A 17,550-nucleotide genomic window follows, 5' to 3' on the forward strand; every position below is an offset into this window, starting at 1 on the left:
TCAGACGCCGCATGCCTCAAGGTGAGACATGGTAGGGATTGCGCGGATCATGATTCCAGTCCAGAAACGGCTTCCCTGTCTCCATCGGCACCATTTCGATGCAATCCGCCACCGGACAAGTGATCTGACACAGATTGCACCCCACACACTCATCATCGATCACTTCATATTGATGCGTGCCATCGGCCTGTTTCAGACTGCTGATCGCCTGGTGTGAAGTGTCTTCGCAGGCAATGTGGCAGCGCCCGCAACCGATGCACGCCTCCTGATCAATCTTCGCGATCACCTGATAGTTGATGTCCAGGTACTTCCAGTCCGTGGTATTGCCCACCGCGCGCCCGGAGAACTCGGCGATGCTGGCGTAACCCTGACTGTCCATCCACCGCGACAAACCATCCTTCATCTCATCGACAATCCGGAAACCATGCAGCATCGCCGCTGTGCACACCTGCACCGCGCCGCTGCCCAGTGCGATGAACTCCGCCGCATCGCGCCAGCTGCCAATACCGCCAATGCCGCAGATCGGCAGGCCCTGGGTCTGCGGGTCGCGGGCGATTTCCGCGACCATGTTCAGCGCGATCGGCTTGACCGCCGAGCCACAATATCCGCCGTGAGTGCTTTTGCTGCCGACGGTGGGCAGGGCGACCATGTGTTCGAGGTCGACGCTGGTGATCGAGTTGATGGTGTTGATCAGCGACACCGCATCGGCGCCGCCCCGGTGTGCGGCGCGGGCGGCGACGCGGATGTCGGTGATGTTCGGTGTGAGCTTGACGATCACCGGCAGCGAGCAATAGGTCTTGCACCAGCGCGTGACCTGCTCGACGTACTCCGGCACCTGACCGACTGCCGCGCCCATCCCGCGTTCGGGCATGCCGTGGGGGCAACCGAAATTCAACTCGATGCCATCGGCGCCCGTGGCTTCCACCAGCGGCAGGATGTGTTTCCACGACTCTTCGACGCACGGCACCATCAGCGACACGATCAGCGCGCGATCCGGCCAATCCTTCTTCACCTGAGTGATTTCCCGCAGGTTGATTTCCAGCGAGCGGTCGGTGATCAGTTCGATGTTGTTGATGCCCAGCACTTCGCGGTTGGCGCCGTAATGCGCTGAGTAGCGCGACGACACGTTGACCGCCGCCGGGTCTTCACCCAGGGTTTTCCAGACCACGCCGCCCCAGCCGGCCTCGAAGGCGCGCACCACGTTGTAGGCCTTGTCGGTTGGCGGCGCGGAGGCCAGCCAGAACGGATTGGGGGCTTTGATTCCGGCGAAGACAATCGAGAGATCGGCCATTTACGCAGCCTCCACATTAAGCATCAGTTGAGCGTTGATCGCCTCGGCGGCGCGCTTGCCGTGTTGCACCGCTTGCACGGTCAGGTCCTGATCGAGGCTGGTGCAGTCGCCGCCCGCATACACGCCGGGGATGCTGGTGCGCAGGTTTTCATCGACCTGGATGCGTTCGCCCTGACGCTTGAGTTCGCGGGCCAGCGGGTCGGCGAGGGCGCTGCCGTCGAAGGCCTGGCCGATGGCTTTGAAGATCGCATCGGCGGCCAGCTCGAACGTTTCGCCAGTGGTTTGCAGGCGACCGTCCACCAGATGGGTACGGGCGAAGCGCATGCCGCGCACCTTGCCCTGAGCGTCGAGCAGCACTTCGTCCGGTTGCGCCCAGGTGAGCAGTCGCACCTGATTGGCTTTGGCGATGTCCTGTTCATGGCCGGTGGCGCCCATGTCCGCGGCGCCACGGCGATAGACCAGATTGACGTCGCGCGCACCGAGGCGGGCCATTTGCACGGCCATGTCGATGGCGGTGTTGCCGGCGCCGAGGACGATGCAGTGTTCAGCCAACGGCAGTTGCGACAGGTCATCGGCCTGGCGCAGTTCGCGGATGTAGTCGGTGGCGGCGAGCAGGCCGGGCGCGTCTTCATGGGCCAGGCCGAGTTGCTTGCTGGCGTTCAGGCCGAGGCCGAGGAACACCGCGTCGAACTGCTGATGCAGTTCGCTGAGGGTCAGATTCTCACCGAGTTTCTGGCCGTGACGGATTTCGATGCCGCCGATTTGCAGGAGGAAATCCAGTTCCTTCTGCGCGTAGTCGTCGACCAGTTTGTACTTGGCGATTCCGTATTCGTTGAGCCCGCCAGCCTTCTCCCGCGCTTCGAAAATCACCACGTCGTGACCGTGCATCGCACTGCGATGGGCACAGGACAGACCCGCCGGGCCGGCACCGACCACCGCGATGCGTTTGCCGGTAGCAGCGGCACGCTGGAAAGGGTGCTCGGTGAAGTGCGCGTTGTCCACGGCGTAGCGCTGCAGCAGGCCGATCAGCACCGGCGCGCATTCGTGGGCGTTGTTGCGCACGCAGGCTTGCTGGCAGAGGATCTCGGTCGGACAGACCCGCGCGCAGCTGCCGCCGAGGATGTTCGCCGAAAGGATTTTCTGCGCCGCACCGGGCACGTTGTCCTGATGGATGTTGCGGATGAACGACGGAATGTCGATCTCGCTCGGGCACGCATTCACGCACGGCGCGTCGTAGCAATACAGGCAGCGCGAGGCTTCCAGATGCGCCTGACGGTCGTTGAGCGGCGGCGCCAGATCGGTGAAATGGCCGGCGAGGGCGGCCGCACTTTCGTGCGGGTGCGGGAGATGGTTCAGGGTCTCGATCACGGTTTTTTGCCTCACGGTTAATTGAGGTTTTCTGCCTCTGTCGGGCAGTGGTTTTTGATCGTTCCCACGCTCCGCGTGGGAATGCCTCAAGGGACGCTCCGCGTCCAGTGACGCGGAGCGTCACGGGCTGCATTCCCACGCAGAGCGTGGGAACGATCGGGGATCAGCGCTTGACGGCCACAGGCCTGTGCAATTCCGCCCGCTTGCTCAGCAAATCAAACACCGCCGGATACGCCGGCCGTTCGATATACCGGCCCGCCCCACGCTCGGCGCGCAGGTCGCCATCGGCCCAGACCACCCGGCCCTGGCTGACGGTATGGCTCGGTACGCCGGTCACGGTCTTGCCTTCGAAGATGTTGAAGTCCACCTGCTGATGGTGGGTCTTGGCGGAGATGGTGCGAGTGCCTTGCGGATCCCACAGCACCAGGTCGGCATCGGCGCCGACGCGGATCGCGCCCTTGCGCGGGTAGAGGTTGAAGATTTTCGCAGTGTTGGTGGAGGTGAGGGCGACGAAGTCCTGCATCGACAAACGTCCCGAGTTCACCCCTTCATCCCACAACACTGCCATACGGTCTTCGATGCCGGCGGTGCCGTTGGGGATCTTGCTGAAATCGTCACGGCCGGCGGCTTTCTGCTCGGCGCAGAAACAGCAATGATCGGTGGCGGTGGTGTGCAGATTTCCGCTCTGCAAGCCATGCCACAGCGCCTCCTGATGCCCGCGCGGACGGAACGGCGGGCTCATCACGTAACCGGCGGCGGTCTGCCAGTCCGGGTGCTGGTAGACGCTGTCGTCCAGCAGCAGATGCCCGGCCAGCACTTCGCCGTAGACCGGTTGGCCCTTGCTGCGGGCATAGGTGATTTCGTCGAGGGCTTCCTTGGTCGAAACGTGCACCAGGTACAGCGGCGTGCCGATGGTTTCAGCGATACGGATCGCCCGGCTCGCGGCTTCACCTTCGACTTGTGAAGGCCGCGACAGCGGATGCGCTTCCGGCCCGGTGATGCCCTGGGCCATCAACTTGCGTTGCAGGTGATAGACCAGCTCGCCGTTTTCCGCGTGCACGGTCGGCACCGCGCCGAGTTCCAGGCAGCGCTCGAAGCTCGCCACCAGCGTGTCGTCGGCTGCCATGATCGCGTTCTTGTAGGCCATGAAATGCTTGAAGCTGTTGATCCCGTGATGGCTGACCAGCTCGGCCATTTCCTCACGCACCTGCTCGCTCCACCAGGTGATCGCGACATGGAAACCGTAGTCGGACGCGGACTTTTCTGCCCAACCACGCCACTGGTGAAACGCTTCGAGCAGCGATTGCTGCGGATTGGGAATCACGAAATCGATGATCGAGGTGGTTCCGCCGGCCAGGCCTGCGGCGGTGCCGCTGTAGAAGTCTTCGCTGGCCACGGTGCCCATGAACGGGAGTTGCATGTGGGTGTGCGGATCGATACCGCCGGGCATCAGGTACTGGCCGCTGCCGTCGAGCACTTCGGCGCCGGCGGGAACATCCAGGTTTTCACCAATGGCTTTGATCACGCCGTCAGCGCAATAGACATCGGCGCGGTAACTTTCATCATGGGTAACAACGGTGGCGCCACGGATCAACAGAGACATTCCGAGTTCCTCGCAGGCATGACCGACTTGTGCCGGTTCTAGTGTTTTATTGTTTGCAGCACCAAATGCGTAATCTTGTCAGCGCTGTCAGGAATAGACGCTAGTCGCAGTTATGCAATTGATCAAGATTATTTTTTATAAGCTTATGACTGTTTTAAATTATTGAAAAATAACGATAAAATACAAAATCACCAAAATGGTGAGGCGCTTCACCATTTTGACGCACTTGACAGGTTGGAAATATGAGCAAGATTTCCTATGTGAAATCAGCCGCTTGAAGTTGAGCGGAGAGTGAGGCGTCCTGAAGAAAAATAATGCAGTGCACCAGATTGAGTCCTGACAGTTCGGACAACTTGCCTGGCATTTAGCCTGAGTGTTCAGTCAAGTTTTCGCGGCCTCACAAGGTGAATAATTAAAACTGATAAACATCAGTCGGTTACAAAAAAAATAGAAGCACGGCCCGATGCGAAAGCGGGGCACCCGGCACGTTTATTGATGCCGCCGCTGACACCATGGCCGGTGCATGAAAGTTGTCAGTTCCTCCGGCCATCGTCCGGCTCGCACCTGCGTGTGCAGCCGTCTGATGAGCAAAAAAATAATCAGAAGAACAGTGGAGCGGCCATGCAACAGAACAGATCGCAAGTGACCGAGCGCGACGGCTTGTTCGAACTCGAAGCCGGCAGCGACGTCCTCGACAGTCCCCGTTACAACCACGACATGGCACCGACCAAGGTGCGCGAACGAACCTGGAACAAATGGCACATCACCGCGCTGTGGGTCGGCATGTCGATCTGCGTGCCGACCTACACCCTCGGCGGCGTACTCACCGCGTATTTCGGCCTGAGCGTCGGCGAGGCCTTGCTGGCGATTCTGTTTGCCAACGTCATCGTCCTGATTCCTCTTACGCTCAACGCGTTTCCCGGCACCAAGTACGGGATTCCGTTTCCGGTATTGCTGCGCTCGTCGTTCGGAATTCTCGGCTCCAACGTGCCGTGCCTGATCCGGGCGCTGGTGGCGTGCGGCTGGTTCGGCATCCAGACCATGTTTGGCGGGCTGGCGATTCACCTGTTTCTCGGCTCGGTGTTCGAGGGCTGGAAATCCCTCGGCGGGACGGGGGAGGTGATCGGTTTCATGATCTTTTGGGCGCTGAACCTGTGGGTGGTGATCCGTGGCGCCGAGTCGATCAAATGGCTGGAAACCCTGTCGGCGCCGCTGCTGGTGGCGGTCGGCATCGGGTTGCTGGTGTGGGCCATGCCCAATGTGTCGATGACCGAACTGCTGGCGATTCCGCCGAAGCGTCCCGAGGGCGCGAGCGTGGTCAGTTACTTCGCCGCCGGGCTGACGGCGATGGTCGGTTTCTGGGCCACATTGTCGTTGAACATTCCCGATTTCAGCCGTTATGCCCGCAGCCAGAAGGATCAGATCCTCGGGCAGATTTTCGGCCTGCCGCTGACCATGTTCCTGTTCGCCGCACTGGGTGTGGTGATGACCGCCGCGTCGGTGAAACTGGTGGGCGTCAGCGTCTCCGATCCGGTGACGCTGATCGGCCACATCCAGAGCCCGGTGTGGGTCGCGGTGGCCATGGCACTGATCATCATCGCCACGCTGTCGACCAACACCGCTGCCAACATCGTTTCGCCGACCAACGACTTCCAGAACATCGCGCCCAAGGTCATCAACCGTACCAAAGCGGTGATCCTCACCGGGTTCGTCGGGCTGGCGTTGATGGGCCATGAATTGCTGAAAAAGCTTGGGTTGATCGTCTCCGATGTCAGCCTGGAAACCGTGTATTCGAACTGGCTGCTGGGCTATTCCAGCCTGCTCGGGCCGATCGCCGGGATCATGGTGGTGGACTATTTCCTGATCAAGAAACAGCAACTGGACCTGGCTGGCCTGTACCGCGACGACGTGTACCCGGCGTGGAACTGGTCCGGGTTCATCGCGTTCGGCGTGCCGGTGGTGCTGACCTTGTTGTCGCTGGGCAGCAGCGCATTCAGCTGGTTCTACAGCTACGGCTGGTTCACCGGCTCGGCGCTGGGCGGGTTGATCTATTACGGGTTGTGCGCGATGCGTGCGCAGCCTTCGGTAGTGAAATCACCGGTGTAGCAGATGATCGTTCCCACGCTCTGCGTGGGAATGCAGCCCGGGACGCTCCGCGTCCCCACAGCGGACGCAGAGCGTCCATGGATGAATTCCCACGCAGAGCGTGGGAACTATCGATATCCATAAGAAAACTGCCTGAGGAGATCCCCATGAACGCAGCCGTAGACGTTCTGCAATCGACCCATCAGCACATCAACCGCGACCGCTTGTGGGCGTCGCTTATGGAGCTGGCCAAGCTCGGCGCCACGGTCAAGGGCGGGGTCTGTCGCCTGGCCCTGACCGACCTCGACCGCCAGGCCCGCGACCTGTTCGCGCAGTGGTGCAAGGACGCCGGTTGCAGCGTCACGGTCGATGAAGTCGGCAACATCTTCGCCCGTCGCCCCGGCCGCAACCCGAACCTGCCGCCGGTGATGACCGGCAGCCACATCGACACCCAGCCCACCGGCGGCAAGTTCGACGGCTGCTTCGGCGTGCTGGCCGGGGTCGAAGTGCTGCGCACCCTCAACGACCTCGGCGTGGAAACCGAGGCACCGCTGGAAGTGGTGGTCTGGACCAACGAAGAAGGCTCGCGCTTCGCCCCGTGCATGATGGGCTCCGGCGTGTTCGCGGAAAAATTCACCCTCGAAGAAACCCTGGCCAAGGTCGATGCCGACGGCGTCACGGTCGGCGAAGCACTGAACGCCATCGGCTACGCCGGGCCGCGCAAAGTCAGTGGGCACAAGGTTGGCGCCTATTTCGAGGCACACATCGAACAAGGCCCGATTCTTGAGGATGAACAGAAAACCATCGGCGTAGTGCTCGGCGCGCTGGGGCAGAAGTGGTTCGACCTGAAACTGCGCGGCGTCGAAGCCCACGCCGGCCCGACCCCGATGCACTTGCGCAAGGACGCGCTGGTCGGTGCCTCGGTGATCGTCGGCGCGGTCAATCGCGCGGCGCTCGGGCACCAACCTCACGCCTGCGGCACGGTCGGTTGCCTGCAAGCCTATCCCGGCTCGCGCAACGTCATCCCCGGCGAGGTGCGCATGACCCTCGACTTCCGGCATCTGGAACCGGCACGCCTCGACTCGATGATCGCCGAGGTGAAGCAAGTCATCGAAGCCACCTGCGAAGAGCACGGCCTGACCTATGAACTGACCCCGACCGCCGACTTCCCGCCGCTGTACTTCGAAAAAGGCTGTGTCGAAGCGGTACGCGGCGCCGCCAAAGGTCTGGGCCTGTCGCACATGGACATCGTCAGCGGCGCCGGCCACGACGCGATTTTCCTCGCCGAACTCGGCCCGGCCGGGATGATCTTCGTGCCGTGCGAAGGCGGCATCAGCCACAACGAAATCGAAAACGCCGCGCCGGACGATCTGGCGGCCGGGTGTGCGGTGTTGCTGCGGGCGATGCTGGCGGCTTCGGCGGCGGTGGCCGGGGGACAACGCGCTGCCTGAGGTTCATTAATCGTTCATGAAAATGTGCGACGTTGCCGCCCCTGAAAAGGAAGTCAGGGACGCGCAATGTCGCCCATCAAAGTCATCACTTCAGGCTCGGCGTATCTGGACATCGACGCCTACGCCTGCTGCATCGCCTACGCCGAACTGCTCAACCTGCAGGGCATTTCGGCCCGCGCCGTCAGCAGCGCAAAACCCAATGCCAGTGTCTCGAAAACCGTGCTCGGCTGGGGCGCTGTTCTGGACGATTACCGCCCGACATCCAGCGACGAGTTTGTGCTGGTCGACGTCTCCGATTACCACCATTTCGACCCAATGGTCGCGCTCGATCGGGTGGTGGAAGTCATCGACCATCATCCGGGCTTCGAACACCATTGGGCACAGACACTCGGATCTGCCGCCGACATCCGCCCAATCGGCGCAGCGGCGACGCAGATTTTCCAGCGCTGGAAAGGCGCAGGATTGCTGTGGAGGATCAGCGAACAAAGCGCCGCGCTGCTGGCCACGGCGATTCTGGACAACACACTGAATTTCACCGGGCAGATGACAACGGCGGCGGACATCGATGCCTATGCCGAACTCGCGCCCCACGGGAAACTCACAGCTGACTGGCCCGAGCAATATTTTCTCGAATGCCAGGCAACCATCGAATCAGACATCTGCGCCGCATTGGCCGCAGACTTGAAACGGATGAAACCTGACAGTCTCCTGCCGCAAGTCTTCGCTCAAATGACGGTGTGGGACGCCGATGCCTTGCTCGAAAGGCATCGCTCGACGATCAACGACTGGATGGCCGGGCAGGGCGATGACTGGCTGCTGAACCTCATCAGCATCCGCGACCAAAAAAGCTGTCTGCTGGCCAAACCCTTGGTCTCCCAACAGAAGCTGAGCCATTTGTTATCACTCGAATGGCACGCTGGAATGGCCGTTAAAGAGCCATCAATGCTGCGCAAGGAACTGCTGAAGCTTTCTTTACAGACCCCACGTCACAAACCCGAAAGCTGAATCGTCATCCCGTTGAATCCCTCAAACACGGAGCAACGCGATGTCGTCCAACACCCAAGCCGTCAACCTGCAACAGGCCATGCCGCAAGTGTTCGAAAGCCTGACCCAGGTGCATGTCAGCATCAACGACCATGACTTGCCGCCGTTGCTGCGGCACCTGATCCATCTGCGTGCCTCGCAGATCAACCAGTGCGGTTTCTGCGTGAAAATGCACACCCGCGAAGCGCGCGAAGCCAATGAGAGCAACGAGCGTCTGGATCGCTTGATCGTCTGGCGCCACGTCAACGATTTCACCGCCGCCGAACAAGCGGCGCTGGCCTGGACCGAAGCCCTGACGGTGCTCGATCCTCACGCCGATTACGCACCGTTGCGTGGTGCCCTGCGCGAGCATTTCAACGACGCGCAGATCGCTGCCTTGACGGCGGAAATCGGCATGATCAACCTGTGGAACCGTTTGCAGGTGTCGAGGCACTGATCGATGAACTTCGCTGAAAAAACCGTCGCGGTGTTCGAACAGCGACGACCCTTTCTGCTGGGGCTGGCGTATCGCATTCTGGGTTCCCGCGCGGAAGCCGAGGATGCGGTGCAAGAGCTGTTCATCAAATGGCTGGAGGCCGATCAGGCTTCCATCGCCACACCGGCCGCGTGGCTGACGACGGCTTGCACCCGCCATTGCATCGACCTGCTGCGCTCGGCGCACAAGTCCCGTGTCGATTACGTCGGCACCTGGTTGCCGGAGCCGATTCACACCACTCACCACCAGTCGCCCGAACACATGCATGAACTCAGTGCGTCGCTGTCCACCGCGTTTTTACTGATGCTCGAACGGCTGACGCCCAAGGAACGGGCGGCGTACCTGCTGCACGACATCTTCGATTTCGATTATCCGCAGGTTGCTGAAACCCTCGGCATTCAGGAAGCCGCGTGCCGCAAACTGGTGTCACGGGCCAAGGCGAGTATCGGTGGCGAGCAGATCCGTTTTCAGCCGGAGCCGGCGCGTCAGTCGCAGTTGCTGGATGCCTTTCATTCAGCCATCGCCAGCGGCTCGACCACCGCTCTAAGTGCGTTGCTGAGCCAAGACGTCGAACTCTGCGCCGACAGCGGCGGCAAGGCGTCGGCGATCCGCGAAACCTTGCTCGGCCAGAAGAATGTGCTGGATTTCATCGGCCAATCGCTGCACACCTACTGGCAGGCGCAGGAGTGGCTGCCGGTTGAGATCAATGGCGCGAAAGGGGTGGTCATCAAGGCTGACGGGCTCGTCACCGCATCGATGACATTCGGGTTCGATGGCGCAGGGCGGGTGAACCGGATCTTCATCATGCGTAACCCTGACAAGCTGTCAGGGTTGCAGGCTTCGGCCAATATCCTCTAGCCGGGCACCTGTGGGAGCGAGCCGCTCCCACAGTTTTTTGTACCGGCCGGGGAAGTGTTATTCCTTGATCGCCGAACCCTTGCGACGGTTACTGCCGTTCGGATTGCCAACGTCCAGCAATCGTCTTTCCACCAGCACATTCTCCAGCGCCTGGCGTTCGGCCGGCGCCATCTCGTGCTCGCGCTTTTTCAGCTCCAGCAGGATGGGGCTGGACCAGGTGCGATAGGTCTGTTCGATGAGGCGGTTGGATGTCATCAGTCTCTCCTTGATCAAGAGCCCGGTGTAACTGGCAGGGGCTCAATCCGATGAGGTACTAACGTTAGTCGACAAAAGCGCAGGGCGCTAATGCCGCCGGCGGGAGCTGACGAGGCGAATCGTCGCACCGCCGCTCCCACCGGTCATGCATCAATCGTCGACCTTCATCATCGCCTGCACACCCTCCCAGGCCTCGGCCCGCATCCGCTCGATATCCAGCCCCGGAATCACGCCGTTGTCGACGACGATCCGCCCACCCACCAGGCTGTATTTCACGGCGATCGGCTCACCCGCGACAACCGGTGCGACGGCGCTGTCGTGGAAACCGTAGAACCGTGGATGGTCGAGGCTGTAGATCACCAGATCAGCCGCTTGACCAACCTCCAACGTACCGACCGCACCGAGCCCGAGCACTTGCGCACCGCCGGCCGTGCCCCAGTGGATGACGTCTTCGGCGGTGGTGGCCGAGGCGCCTTGTTCGGCGCGGTGGATCAGCCAGGCGGTGTTGGCTTCGCCGACCATGCTTCCGGATTCGTTGGAAGCCACGCCATCGACGCCGAGGGAGATCGGCACGCCGGCCTCGTACATTTGCGGGATCGGCGCGACGCCGCTGCCCAGCCGGGCATTGCTGACCGGGCAGTGGGAGACGCCGGTGCCGGTCTGGGCGAGCATGCGGATTTCCCCCGGTTGCAGGTGCACGGCGTGGGCGAACCAGACGTCCGGGCCGAGCCATTCGTGTTCGGCGACGAACTCCACCGGCAGACAGTTGTACTTGTCGCGGCAGAAATTCACGTAGTTTTCGGTTTCCGATAGGTGCGTGTGCAGGCGCAGTCCCATGCCTCGGGCGGTGTGCGCCAGTTCGCGCAGCAGCGTTGGCGGCAGCGAGAAAGTCGGCGTGGTTGGCGCCACCACTACCCGGCGCAGAGCATCCGGGGTGTCCTGGTGGTAGCGCGATTTCAGCCGTTCGATGTCGCCGACCATTTGCTCCAGGGATTCCGGTTGCAGCGCGGTTTTCGAGAAGCCCGGATGCGCGCTGGCCGATTCCAGTGCACCGCCACGGCAGAGCACGAAACGCAGGCCGAACTCTTCGGCGAGGTCGAACAGCAGGTCGCCGGTCTCGGTGCTGCCGTGGGCGTGGTAGAGGTAGTGGTGGTCGGCGCAGGTGGTGACGCCGGACAGCAGCAGTTCGACCATCCCCAGCCGTGCGGCGATCCGTGCCAGTTGCGGGGTGAAGCGGTTCAGGCGCGGGTAGGGCACGCTGGCCAGCCAGCCTTGCAGGTCCTGATTCAAACCTTCGGGCACGGCTTTGAGCAGGTTCTGGAACAGGTGATGGTGGGTGTTGATCCAGCCCGGATAGACCACCGAGTTGCGCGCGTCGATCACTCGCTCACCGGGTTGTGGCTCAAGGTTGGCGGCCATCTCCGCGATCCGGCCGTTGACCACGCGGATGTCCACGGCGCCGGCCCGGGCACGGGGGCCGCGCAGACCGGTCATCACCGCGACCGGGTGCTTGATCAGGATGTTTTGAAGTTGAGTCATGGGCAGCTCCAGTCAGAGGATGTGCGAGGCGGATTTGCCGGGTGTGGTTTCTGGCACGCTGACGCCGTTGAGCGCCGCGTTGAGCAGTACCGACACCAGGCAGGCGATGACCACGCTGCTGTGCAGGAACGGCTGTGACCACTCGGGCAATTGTTTGAACAGGGTCGGGGCGAGCACCGGCACCAGGGCGGCGGCGATGGTGAAACCGACGATCAGCACGTTGTAGCGATTGCGCTCGTAGTCCACCTTGGCCAGGGTCTGGATGCCCGCCGCCGCGACCACGCCGAACATCGCGATGCCGGCACCGCCCAGCGCGGCGGTCGGCATCGAGGCGATGATCGCCCCGGCCTTCGGCACCAGCGCAATCGAGCACATCAGCAGACCGCTGATCGCCACCACCCAGCGGCTGCGCACGCCGGTCAGGATCACCAGCCCGACGTTCTCCATGAAGGCAATGAACGGAAACGCGGCGAACATCCCGGCGATGGTGCTGGCCAGGCCATTGGCGCGCAGGCCGTTGATCACCTGTTTGTCTTCCACCGGTTTGTCGACGATGTCGCCGATGGCCACGAACAGCCCCATGGACTCGACCATCTGCACGATCATCACAACCACCATGGTGGCGATGGGGATCAGGCTGAAAGTCGGCAGGCCGAAATAGAACGGGTAGGGCACGGTCAGCCACGGCGCGTCCTCGACGCTGTGAAAGTTGCCCATGCCCAGACCGTAAGCCAGACCGGCGCCCACCAGCATCCCGACCAGCACCGCCATGTTGCGCAGCAACGGGCTGCCATAACGGTTGACCAGCAGGATGGTCAGCAACACCACCACGGCCACGGCGAGAAACGCCGGCGCGCCGAAATTGCTCGCGTTGCGCCCGCCGCCGACCCATTCATAAGCAATCGGGAACAGCTGCAAACCGATCACCGTGACGATGCAGCCGGTCACCACCGGCGGGAAAAACCGTCGCAAGCGGCCCACGAAAGGCGCGATGAGCATGGTGAAAATCCCCGCGCCGATCACCGCCCCGCAGACCCCGGCGAATCCCACCTCCGGGTTACTGCCGATGGCGATCACCGGGCCGACGCTGCTGAACGCCACGCCTTGCAGAATCGGCAGGCGCACGCCGAACTTCCAGAAGCCGACGGTCTGCAGCAGCGTGGCGATGCCAGAGCAGAACAGCGTGGTGCTGATCAGCACCACCGTGTCGGCGTGGGACATCTTCAGGGCGCTGGCGACAATCAACGGCACGGCGATGGCGCCGATGTACGAGACGGCCATGTGCTGCAGGCCGAGGGTGAGCATCTGTCGCACCGGCAAAACGCGGTCGACAGGGTGGACGGTGGAGGAGGAACTGGCTGACGACATGGGGAATCACCTCTAGCTGTTGTTATTCGGTACAGAGGGGTATTCGTTCTGTGTGCCCGGAACCGCCATCCACCGGCTCCGATGCCGGGTTTCAGCCGGCCAGGCAGGCGGCGAAGCCCTGGTTCAGCGCCGCCCGATCCAGGTCGCGGCCGATGAACACGATCTTGCTCGAGCGCGGCTCGGAACCCCACGCGGTCGAGGCGCGGAACTCCACCAGGCTGTGCACGCCTTGCAACACGTAGCGCTGGTCTTCGTTGGCCACCGCCAGCACGCCTTTCATGCGGTACAGGTTGTCGGCCTGAGCACTGCGCAACTCGCTGATCCAGCGGTGGAAAGCCATCAGGTCGACAGCGCCGTCTACGGCAATGCCCACCGAAGACACGCTCGGGTCGTGCTCGTGATCGGGCTCTTCAGCGTGATGGTCATGGTCGTGGTGATCGTGATCGTGCTGATCCGCGCCGATTTCCATCAGCTTCTGCGTGCATTCGAAGGCGCCGATGCCGAGGATTTTCGACAGGTCGATCTGCGCGTGGGTCGAGGTCACCAGATCCGCCGTGGCGTTCAGTCCACGGATCTTGCCGCGCAGGGTTTCCACCTCTTCAGCGCTGACCAGATCGACCTTGTTGATGACGATGCGGTCGGCGCAGACGATCTGATCCACCGCCTGATTGTCGACGCCGTCCAGTTGCAGGTCTTCCAGATGCTGGGCGATGTGTTTGGCATCGACCATGGTCACGATCGCGTCGAGCTCGACTTCCTCGGCAATCGGGTCGTTGATGAAAAAACTCTGGGCCACCGGGTACGGGTCGGCCAAACCGCTGGTCTCGATCAGGATGTGGTCGAGTCGCACCGGGCGCGCCACCAGTTCGCGGACGATGCGCACCAGATCCTCGCGGACTTCGGCGGTGCAGCAGACGCAGCCGTTGACCATTTCGTAGATCTCTTCGGTCTCGGAACTGAGCACCAGATCGCCGTCGATACCGACCTCGCCGAACTCGTTTTCGATCACCGCGATCTTGCGGCCGTGGTTCTCCTTGAGGATGTAATTGAGCAGGGTGGTTTTGCCGGCACCGAGGAACCCGGTGAGGATGGTGACCGGGATTTTGGTGTTCGGGGTCGGGGCGTTGAAGGGGGTGTTCATGTGAGGCTCCTTGGTATTGATAGACCGGTGCACGATGAAGGGGAGTGAGGCTGGATTTGGCTGGGGGCCGGGGTTTCACCCCAGCGCAACGCGGTGCCGGCATCGAGGCCGAACAGGTCGAGGACGCGGCCGAGGCTGTGCTCGACCATTTGCGCCAGGCTGTCGGGGCGGGCGTAGAAGGCCGGGACCGGCGGGGCGATGATCCCGCCCATCTCGGTGATGGCGGTCATGTTGCGCAGGTGGGCGAGGGTCAGCGGCGTTTCGCGGGCCATCAGCACCAGGGTGCGGCGCTCCTTGAGGGTGACGTCGGCGGCGCGGCCGATCAGCCCTGATGAGGTCCCGGTGGCGATCTCCGCCAGCGTCCTCATCGAACACGGCGCAACCACCATGCCCAGGCAACGGAACGAACCGCTGGCGATCCCGGCGGCCACGTCATCGGCGCGGTGGTAGTGGCTGGCGAGGGCGGTGACGTCCGCCAGTTTGTAGTCGGTTTCGTGGGCCATGGTCAGCAGCGCGGCGCGGCTGATGATCAGGTGACTTTCGATGTTCAGCTCGGCCAACAGCTCCAGCAGGCGCACGCCGTAGATGAACCCGGACGCACCGCTGATGCCGACCACCATCCGCTGACGGTTCACGATGGCAGACCTTCAAGCAGTCGCCGCGCGCGTTCGAGCACATCCTGATCGAGCTGCGCCTTGATCCCGTCGAACCCCGAACCGCGCGTGGCATCCAGGCCCATGCGCGACGTGGTGCCGTTGACCGATGATGACGGGTCCAGCGGACTGCCGGGCAAACCGTCAATCGTGAAAATGTCGAGGTGTGGCTGGAAATGCGTGGCCAGCGCCCACAGCACCTGGCTGTCGTCGGTGAGGTCGATATCGCTGTCCACCGCGATCACGGTTTTCAGGTACGGATCCCAGCCGAGCAAGGCGAGCATGATCTGCCGGGCCTCGCCGTCGCGGCTCTGGTCCAGCGCCACGTAGCAGTGAAAATGGGTGCCGGAGTTCGGGTAATGCACGGCGGTGACGGCGGGGAAGCGCGCCTTGAGCTTCTCGCTCATTTCCGCCTCGCGGGGCAGCCGCGCCAGGGTCAGGTGTTCGGCGTAGCGCCCGCCCATCACGTCCACCAGCCACGCGTCCTTGCGCCGCAACAGGGTGTCGACGCGCAACACGTTGTTGGTCGAGCGGTCCGAGGAGTAACCGCTGAACTCGCCGAACGGACCTTCTTCGGCATAGGCCGTCGGGTCTATCGCGCCTTCCAGCACGAATTCGGCGTAAGCCGGGACGCCGATGCCGTAGCGCGGGGTCTTCACCAGTTCCAGTGGCGCACCGAACAGCCCGCCGGCCACTGCGCGTTCATCGCTGCCGTAGGGCAAACGTGCAGCGGCGGCGAGCATGAACAGCGGGTGCGCGCCGACCACCATGGCCACGCGCAATTCTTCGCCACGTTCGCGAGCGGTTTGCAGCATCCGCCACAGATGCCCGCGTGAATGCAGGCTGGTGGCCAACGCCTGACGGGCGTGGCGCATCGAGCGGTGGTAGCTCATGTTGGCGATGCCGGTCTGCGGGTCCTCGGCGATGATGATCGCGTTGGTGATGTAGGGGCCGCGATCACTGTCGAAATGCTTGAGCATCGGCAGCAGTACCAGGTCCAGCGCTTCGCCTTCGAAGACTTCATCGAGCACCGGGCCGGTTTCAACGTAGCGGGGCGGGATCGGCTGGTTGGCGCGGGTCTGAAAGGTTTCGTGCAACTGCGCGGCCGTGACGCCGAACAGCCGGGCGATACGCCGGCGGGAGGCGAACAGATTGGTCGCCACCGGCACGCCGAGGTTGCCGACGTTTTCGCAGATCAGCAGCGGATCGCGGCCCTGAGTGGCGAGGGCATCGACCAGGGCGGTGACGTCCTGATCGGCGGAAAGAGGGTGGGTGATGGTCAGCACATCGTCCGGGTACTGGCGGCGATAGGCGTCGATGAATACGTGAAAATCCTGAGAGTCGCCGAGCGTCGAACGGGTCATGGTTTCACCTCGTAAAAAGCAGGCACGCAGGGGTGAGGCTGGCGTTCGATCGACAAGCCGTTGGCCTGCCGGTCGAGCGAACGCCGGGTCATCTTCGCGCCTGTAAAGTCGCTGTGTGGCTGGGTTGAAGCCGGGTCAGATCCTGTTTAGAGATAGGTCGTGGTCAGACGAATGTCCGCCTCGGCCAGATCCTTGGGCGGCGGGGTCGGTTCGATCCCGCACAACCGGGCGATGTTGTTGCCCAGGTAATCCTCAAGGTGATCCTCGTCGATCCCCAGGCCCTGCGGCGCCGGCGAGCACAACACTTCCAGCTCGCGCAGCCACATGCCCGGTTCGTTCGGCGGCGAGTCGGTGCCGAACACGATCTTGTTGCGCGGCAGCTCCTTGGCGAACTCGACGATCCGCGACTGGAAGCACCAGCCGGATTCGCAGTACACGTTCGGCGTGTCCATCGCCATCCAGAACGCCTCGAACGAGTAGTTGCCACCGGTCTGGATGCCGAAGTGACCGATGATGAAATTGACCATCGGGAACTCGCGGATGATCGGGTAGAACATCGTCGGAATGGTGTACGGACCGTCACCGGTGTGGATCAGCACCACGATGTTGTACTTGGCGCAGACTTTCATGGCCGGACGCAGCCAGTCGAGTGCGCGATCCGGGCGATAGCCGTGCATGTTGGCGTGCAGCTTGAGCATCTTGAAGCCGTATTCCTTGATGTGGAATTCCAGCTCTGCCGCACCGTTTTCCGGTCCCCAGCGCGGGTTGAAGTTGAAGTTGCCGATGAACCGGTCCGGATACTTCACGCACAGTTCGGCGACGTAAGACATGTAGTCACGCACGCCCTCGCGGCCACGTCGGTTGCCGTCGCGGTAACCGGTGTTGCCCGGTGGCGGCTGGATGAAGCCCATGTCGATCCGGCGCGGTTTGCCGTTGATCATGTACGGGCCGTCCATCAGCTTGAGCATGCGCTCGCCGGTGAACGGTTCGCCGGTGTGGCGCCAGGCCTCGTCGACCAGGTTGGTGGGGTGCAGATGGGTGTCGATGATCATCGG

Annotated in this window: 15 protein-coding genes; 5 read left to right on the forward strand and 10 right to left on the reverse strand. The window is 62.5% G+C overall.

Going from position 1 to position 17,550, the window contains the following annotated elements; all coding sequences use genetic code 11:
- Positions 1-16: 16 nt before the first annotated feature.
- From preA to hydA, 3 genes are all read right to left on the reverse strand, one after another.
- Positions 17-1,291 (reverse strand): NAD-dependent dihydropyrimidine dehydrogenase subunit PreA, encoded by a 1,275-nt coding sequence (gene preA / locus AC1RT4_RS02165; RefSeq protein ID WP_103385958.1) that lies wholly within the window; start codon positions 1,289-1,291, stop codon positions 17-19.
- Positions 1,292-2,659: an NAD(P)-dependent oxidoreductase gene (locus AC1RT4_RS02170; RefSeq protein WP_134023198.1), complete on the reverse strand. Its 1,368-nt coding sequence runs from the start codon at positions 2,657-2,659 to the stop codon at positions 1,292-1,294. It abuts the gene before it with no gap.
- Positions 2,660-2,822: 163 nt separating this feature from the next.
- The gene (gene hydA, locus AC1RT4_RS02175; protein ID WP_262195646.1) at positions 2,823-4,262 is read right to left on the reverse strand and encodes a dihydropyrimidinase; all 1,440 of its coding nucleotides are present in this window, start codon (positions 4,260-4,262) and stop codon (positions 2,823-2,825) included.
- A 621-nt stretch (positions 4,263-4,883) separates the two neighbouring features.
- Between hydA and AC1RT4_RS02180 the strand changes: the two genes are divergently transcribed.
- From AC1RT4_RS02180 to sigJ, 5 genes are all read left to right on the forward strand, one after another.
- Positions 4,884-6,368 carry an NCS1 family nucleobase:cation symporter-1 gene (locus AC1RT4_RS02180; RefSeq protein ID WP_221535586.1) on the forward strand — a complete coding sequence of 495 codons (1,485 nt, stop codon included), beginning with the start codon at positions 4,884-4,886 and terminating at the stop codon, positions 6,366-6,368.
- 146 nt (positions 6,369-6,514) lie between these two features.
- On the forward strand, positions 6,515-7,798 hold the full coding sequence (locus AC1RT4_RS02185) for a Zn-dependent hydrolase (RefSeq protein WP_493083236.1): 1,284 nt from the start codon (positions 6,515-6,517) through the stop codon (positions 7,796-7,798).
- A gap of 75 nt (positions 7,799-7,873) precedes the next feature.
- Entirely contained in the window at positions 7,874-8,803 is a 930-nt protein-coding gene (locus AC1RT4_RS02190) for a DHH family phosphoesterase (RefSeq protein ID WP_493084433.1), read from the forward strand.
- A gap of 40 nt (positions 8,804-8,843) precedes the next feature.
- Positions 8,844-9,278, forward strand: a complete 435-nt coding sequence (locus tag AC1RT4_RS02195) for a carboxymuconolactone decarboxylase family protein (RefSeq protein WP_493083238.1) — start codon at positions 8,844-8,846, stop codon at positions 9,276-9,278.
- A gap of 3 nt (positions 9,279-9,281) precedes the next feature.
- A complete protein-coding gene (gene sigJ, locus AC1RT4_RS02200; RefSeq protein WP_493083240.1) occupies positions 9,282-10,175 on the forward strand; it encodes an RNA polymerase sigma factor SigJ in 894 nt (297 codons plus the stop codon).
- Positions 10,176-10,232: 57 nt separating this feature from the next.
- On the opposite strand, the gene AC1RT4_RS02205 is transcribed toward sigJ, so the two are convergent.
- The 7 genes from AC1RT4_RS02205 to AC1RT4_RS02235 form a co-directional block, all read right to left on the reverse strand.
- Positions 10,233-10,430 carry a hypothetical protein gene (locus AC1RT4_RS02205; RefSeq protein WP_007952870.1) on the reverse strand — a complete coding sequence of 66 codons (198 nt, stop codon included), beginning with the start codon at positions 10,428-10,430 and terminating at the stop codon, positions 10,233-10,235.
- A gap of 150 nt (positions 10,431-10,580) precedes the next feature.
- Entirely contained in the window at positions 10,581-11,969 is a 1,389-nt protein-coding gene (locus AC1RT4_RS02210) for an amidohydrolase family protein (protein ID WP_493083242.1), read from the reverse strand.
- Between the two features lie 12 nt (positions 11,970-11,981).
- A complete protein-coding gene (locus tag AC1RT4_RS02215; RefSeq protein ID WP_007952866.1) occupies positions 11,982-13,337 on the reverse strand; it encodes a nucleobase:cation symporter-2 family protein in 1,356 nt (451 codons plus the stop codon).
- A gap of 91 nt (positions 13,338-13,428) precedes the next feature.
- Positions 13,429-14,478 (reverse strand): CobW family GTP-binding protein, encoded by a 1,050-nt coding sequence (locus AC1RT4_RS02220; protein WP_249486725.1) that lies wholly within the window; start codon positions 14,476-14,478, stop codon positions 13,429-13,431.
- The gene (locus tag AC1RT4_RS02225) at positions 14,475-15,098 is read right to left on the reverse strand and encodes a UbiX family flavin prenyltransferase (protein WP_493084435.1); all 624 of its coding nucleotides are present in this window, start codon (positions 15,096-15,098) and stop codon (positions 14,475-14,477) included. The genes AC1RT4_RS02220 and AC1RT4_RS02225 overlap by 4 nt, the downstream gene beginning before the upstream one ends.
- 11 nt (positions 15,099-15,109) lie before the next feature.
- Positions 15,110-16,495: a UbiD family decarboxylase gene (locus AC1RT4_RS02230; protein WP_493083245.1), complete on the reverse strand. Its 1,386-nt coding sequence runs from the start codon at positions 16,493-16,495 to the stop codon at positions 15,110-15,112.
- Between the two features lie 146 nt (positions 16,496-16,641).
- Complete coding sequence (locus AC1RT4_RS02235; RefSeq protein WP_007952854.1) at positions 16,642-17,547, reverse strand: amidohydrolase family protein; 906 nt, start codon at positions 17,545-17,547, stop codon at positions 16,642-16,644.
- Positions 17,548-17,550: the final 3 nt, after the last annotated feature.

The sequence above is a fragment of the Pseudomonas sp. GW821-FHT11D10 genome (assembly GCF_058808435.1).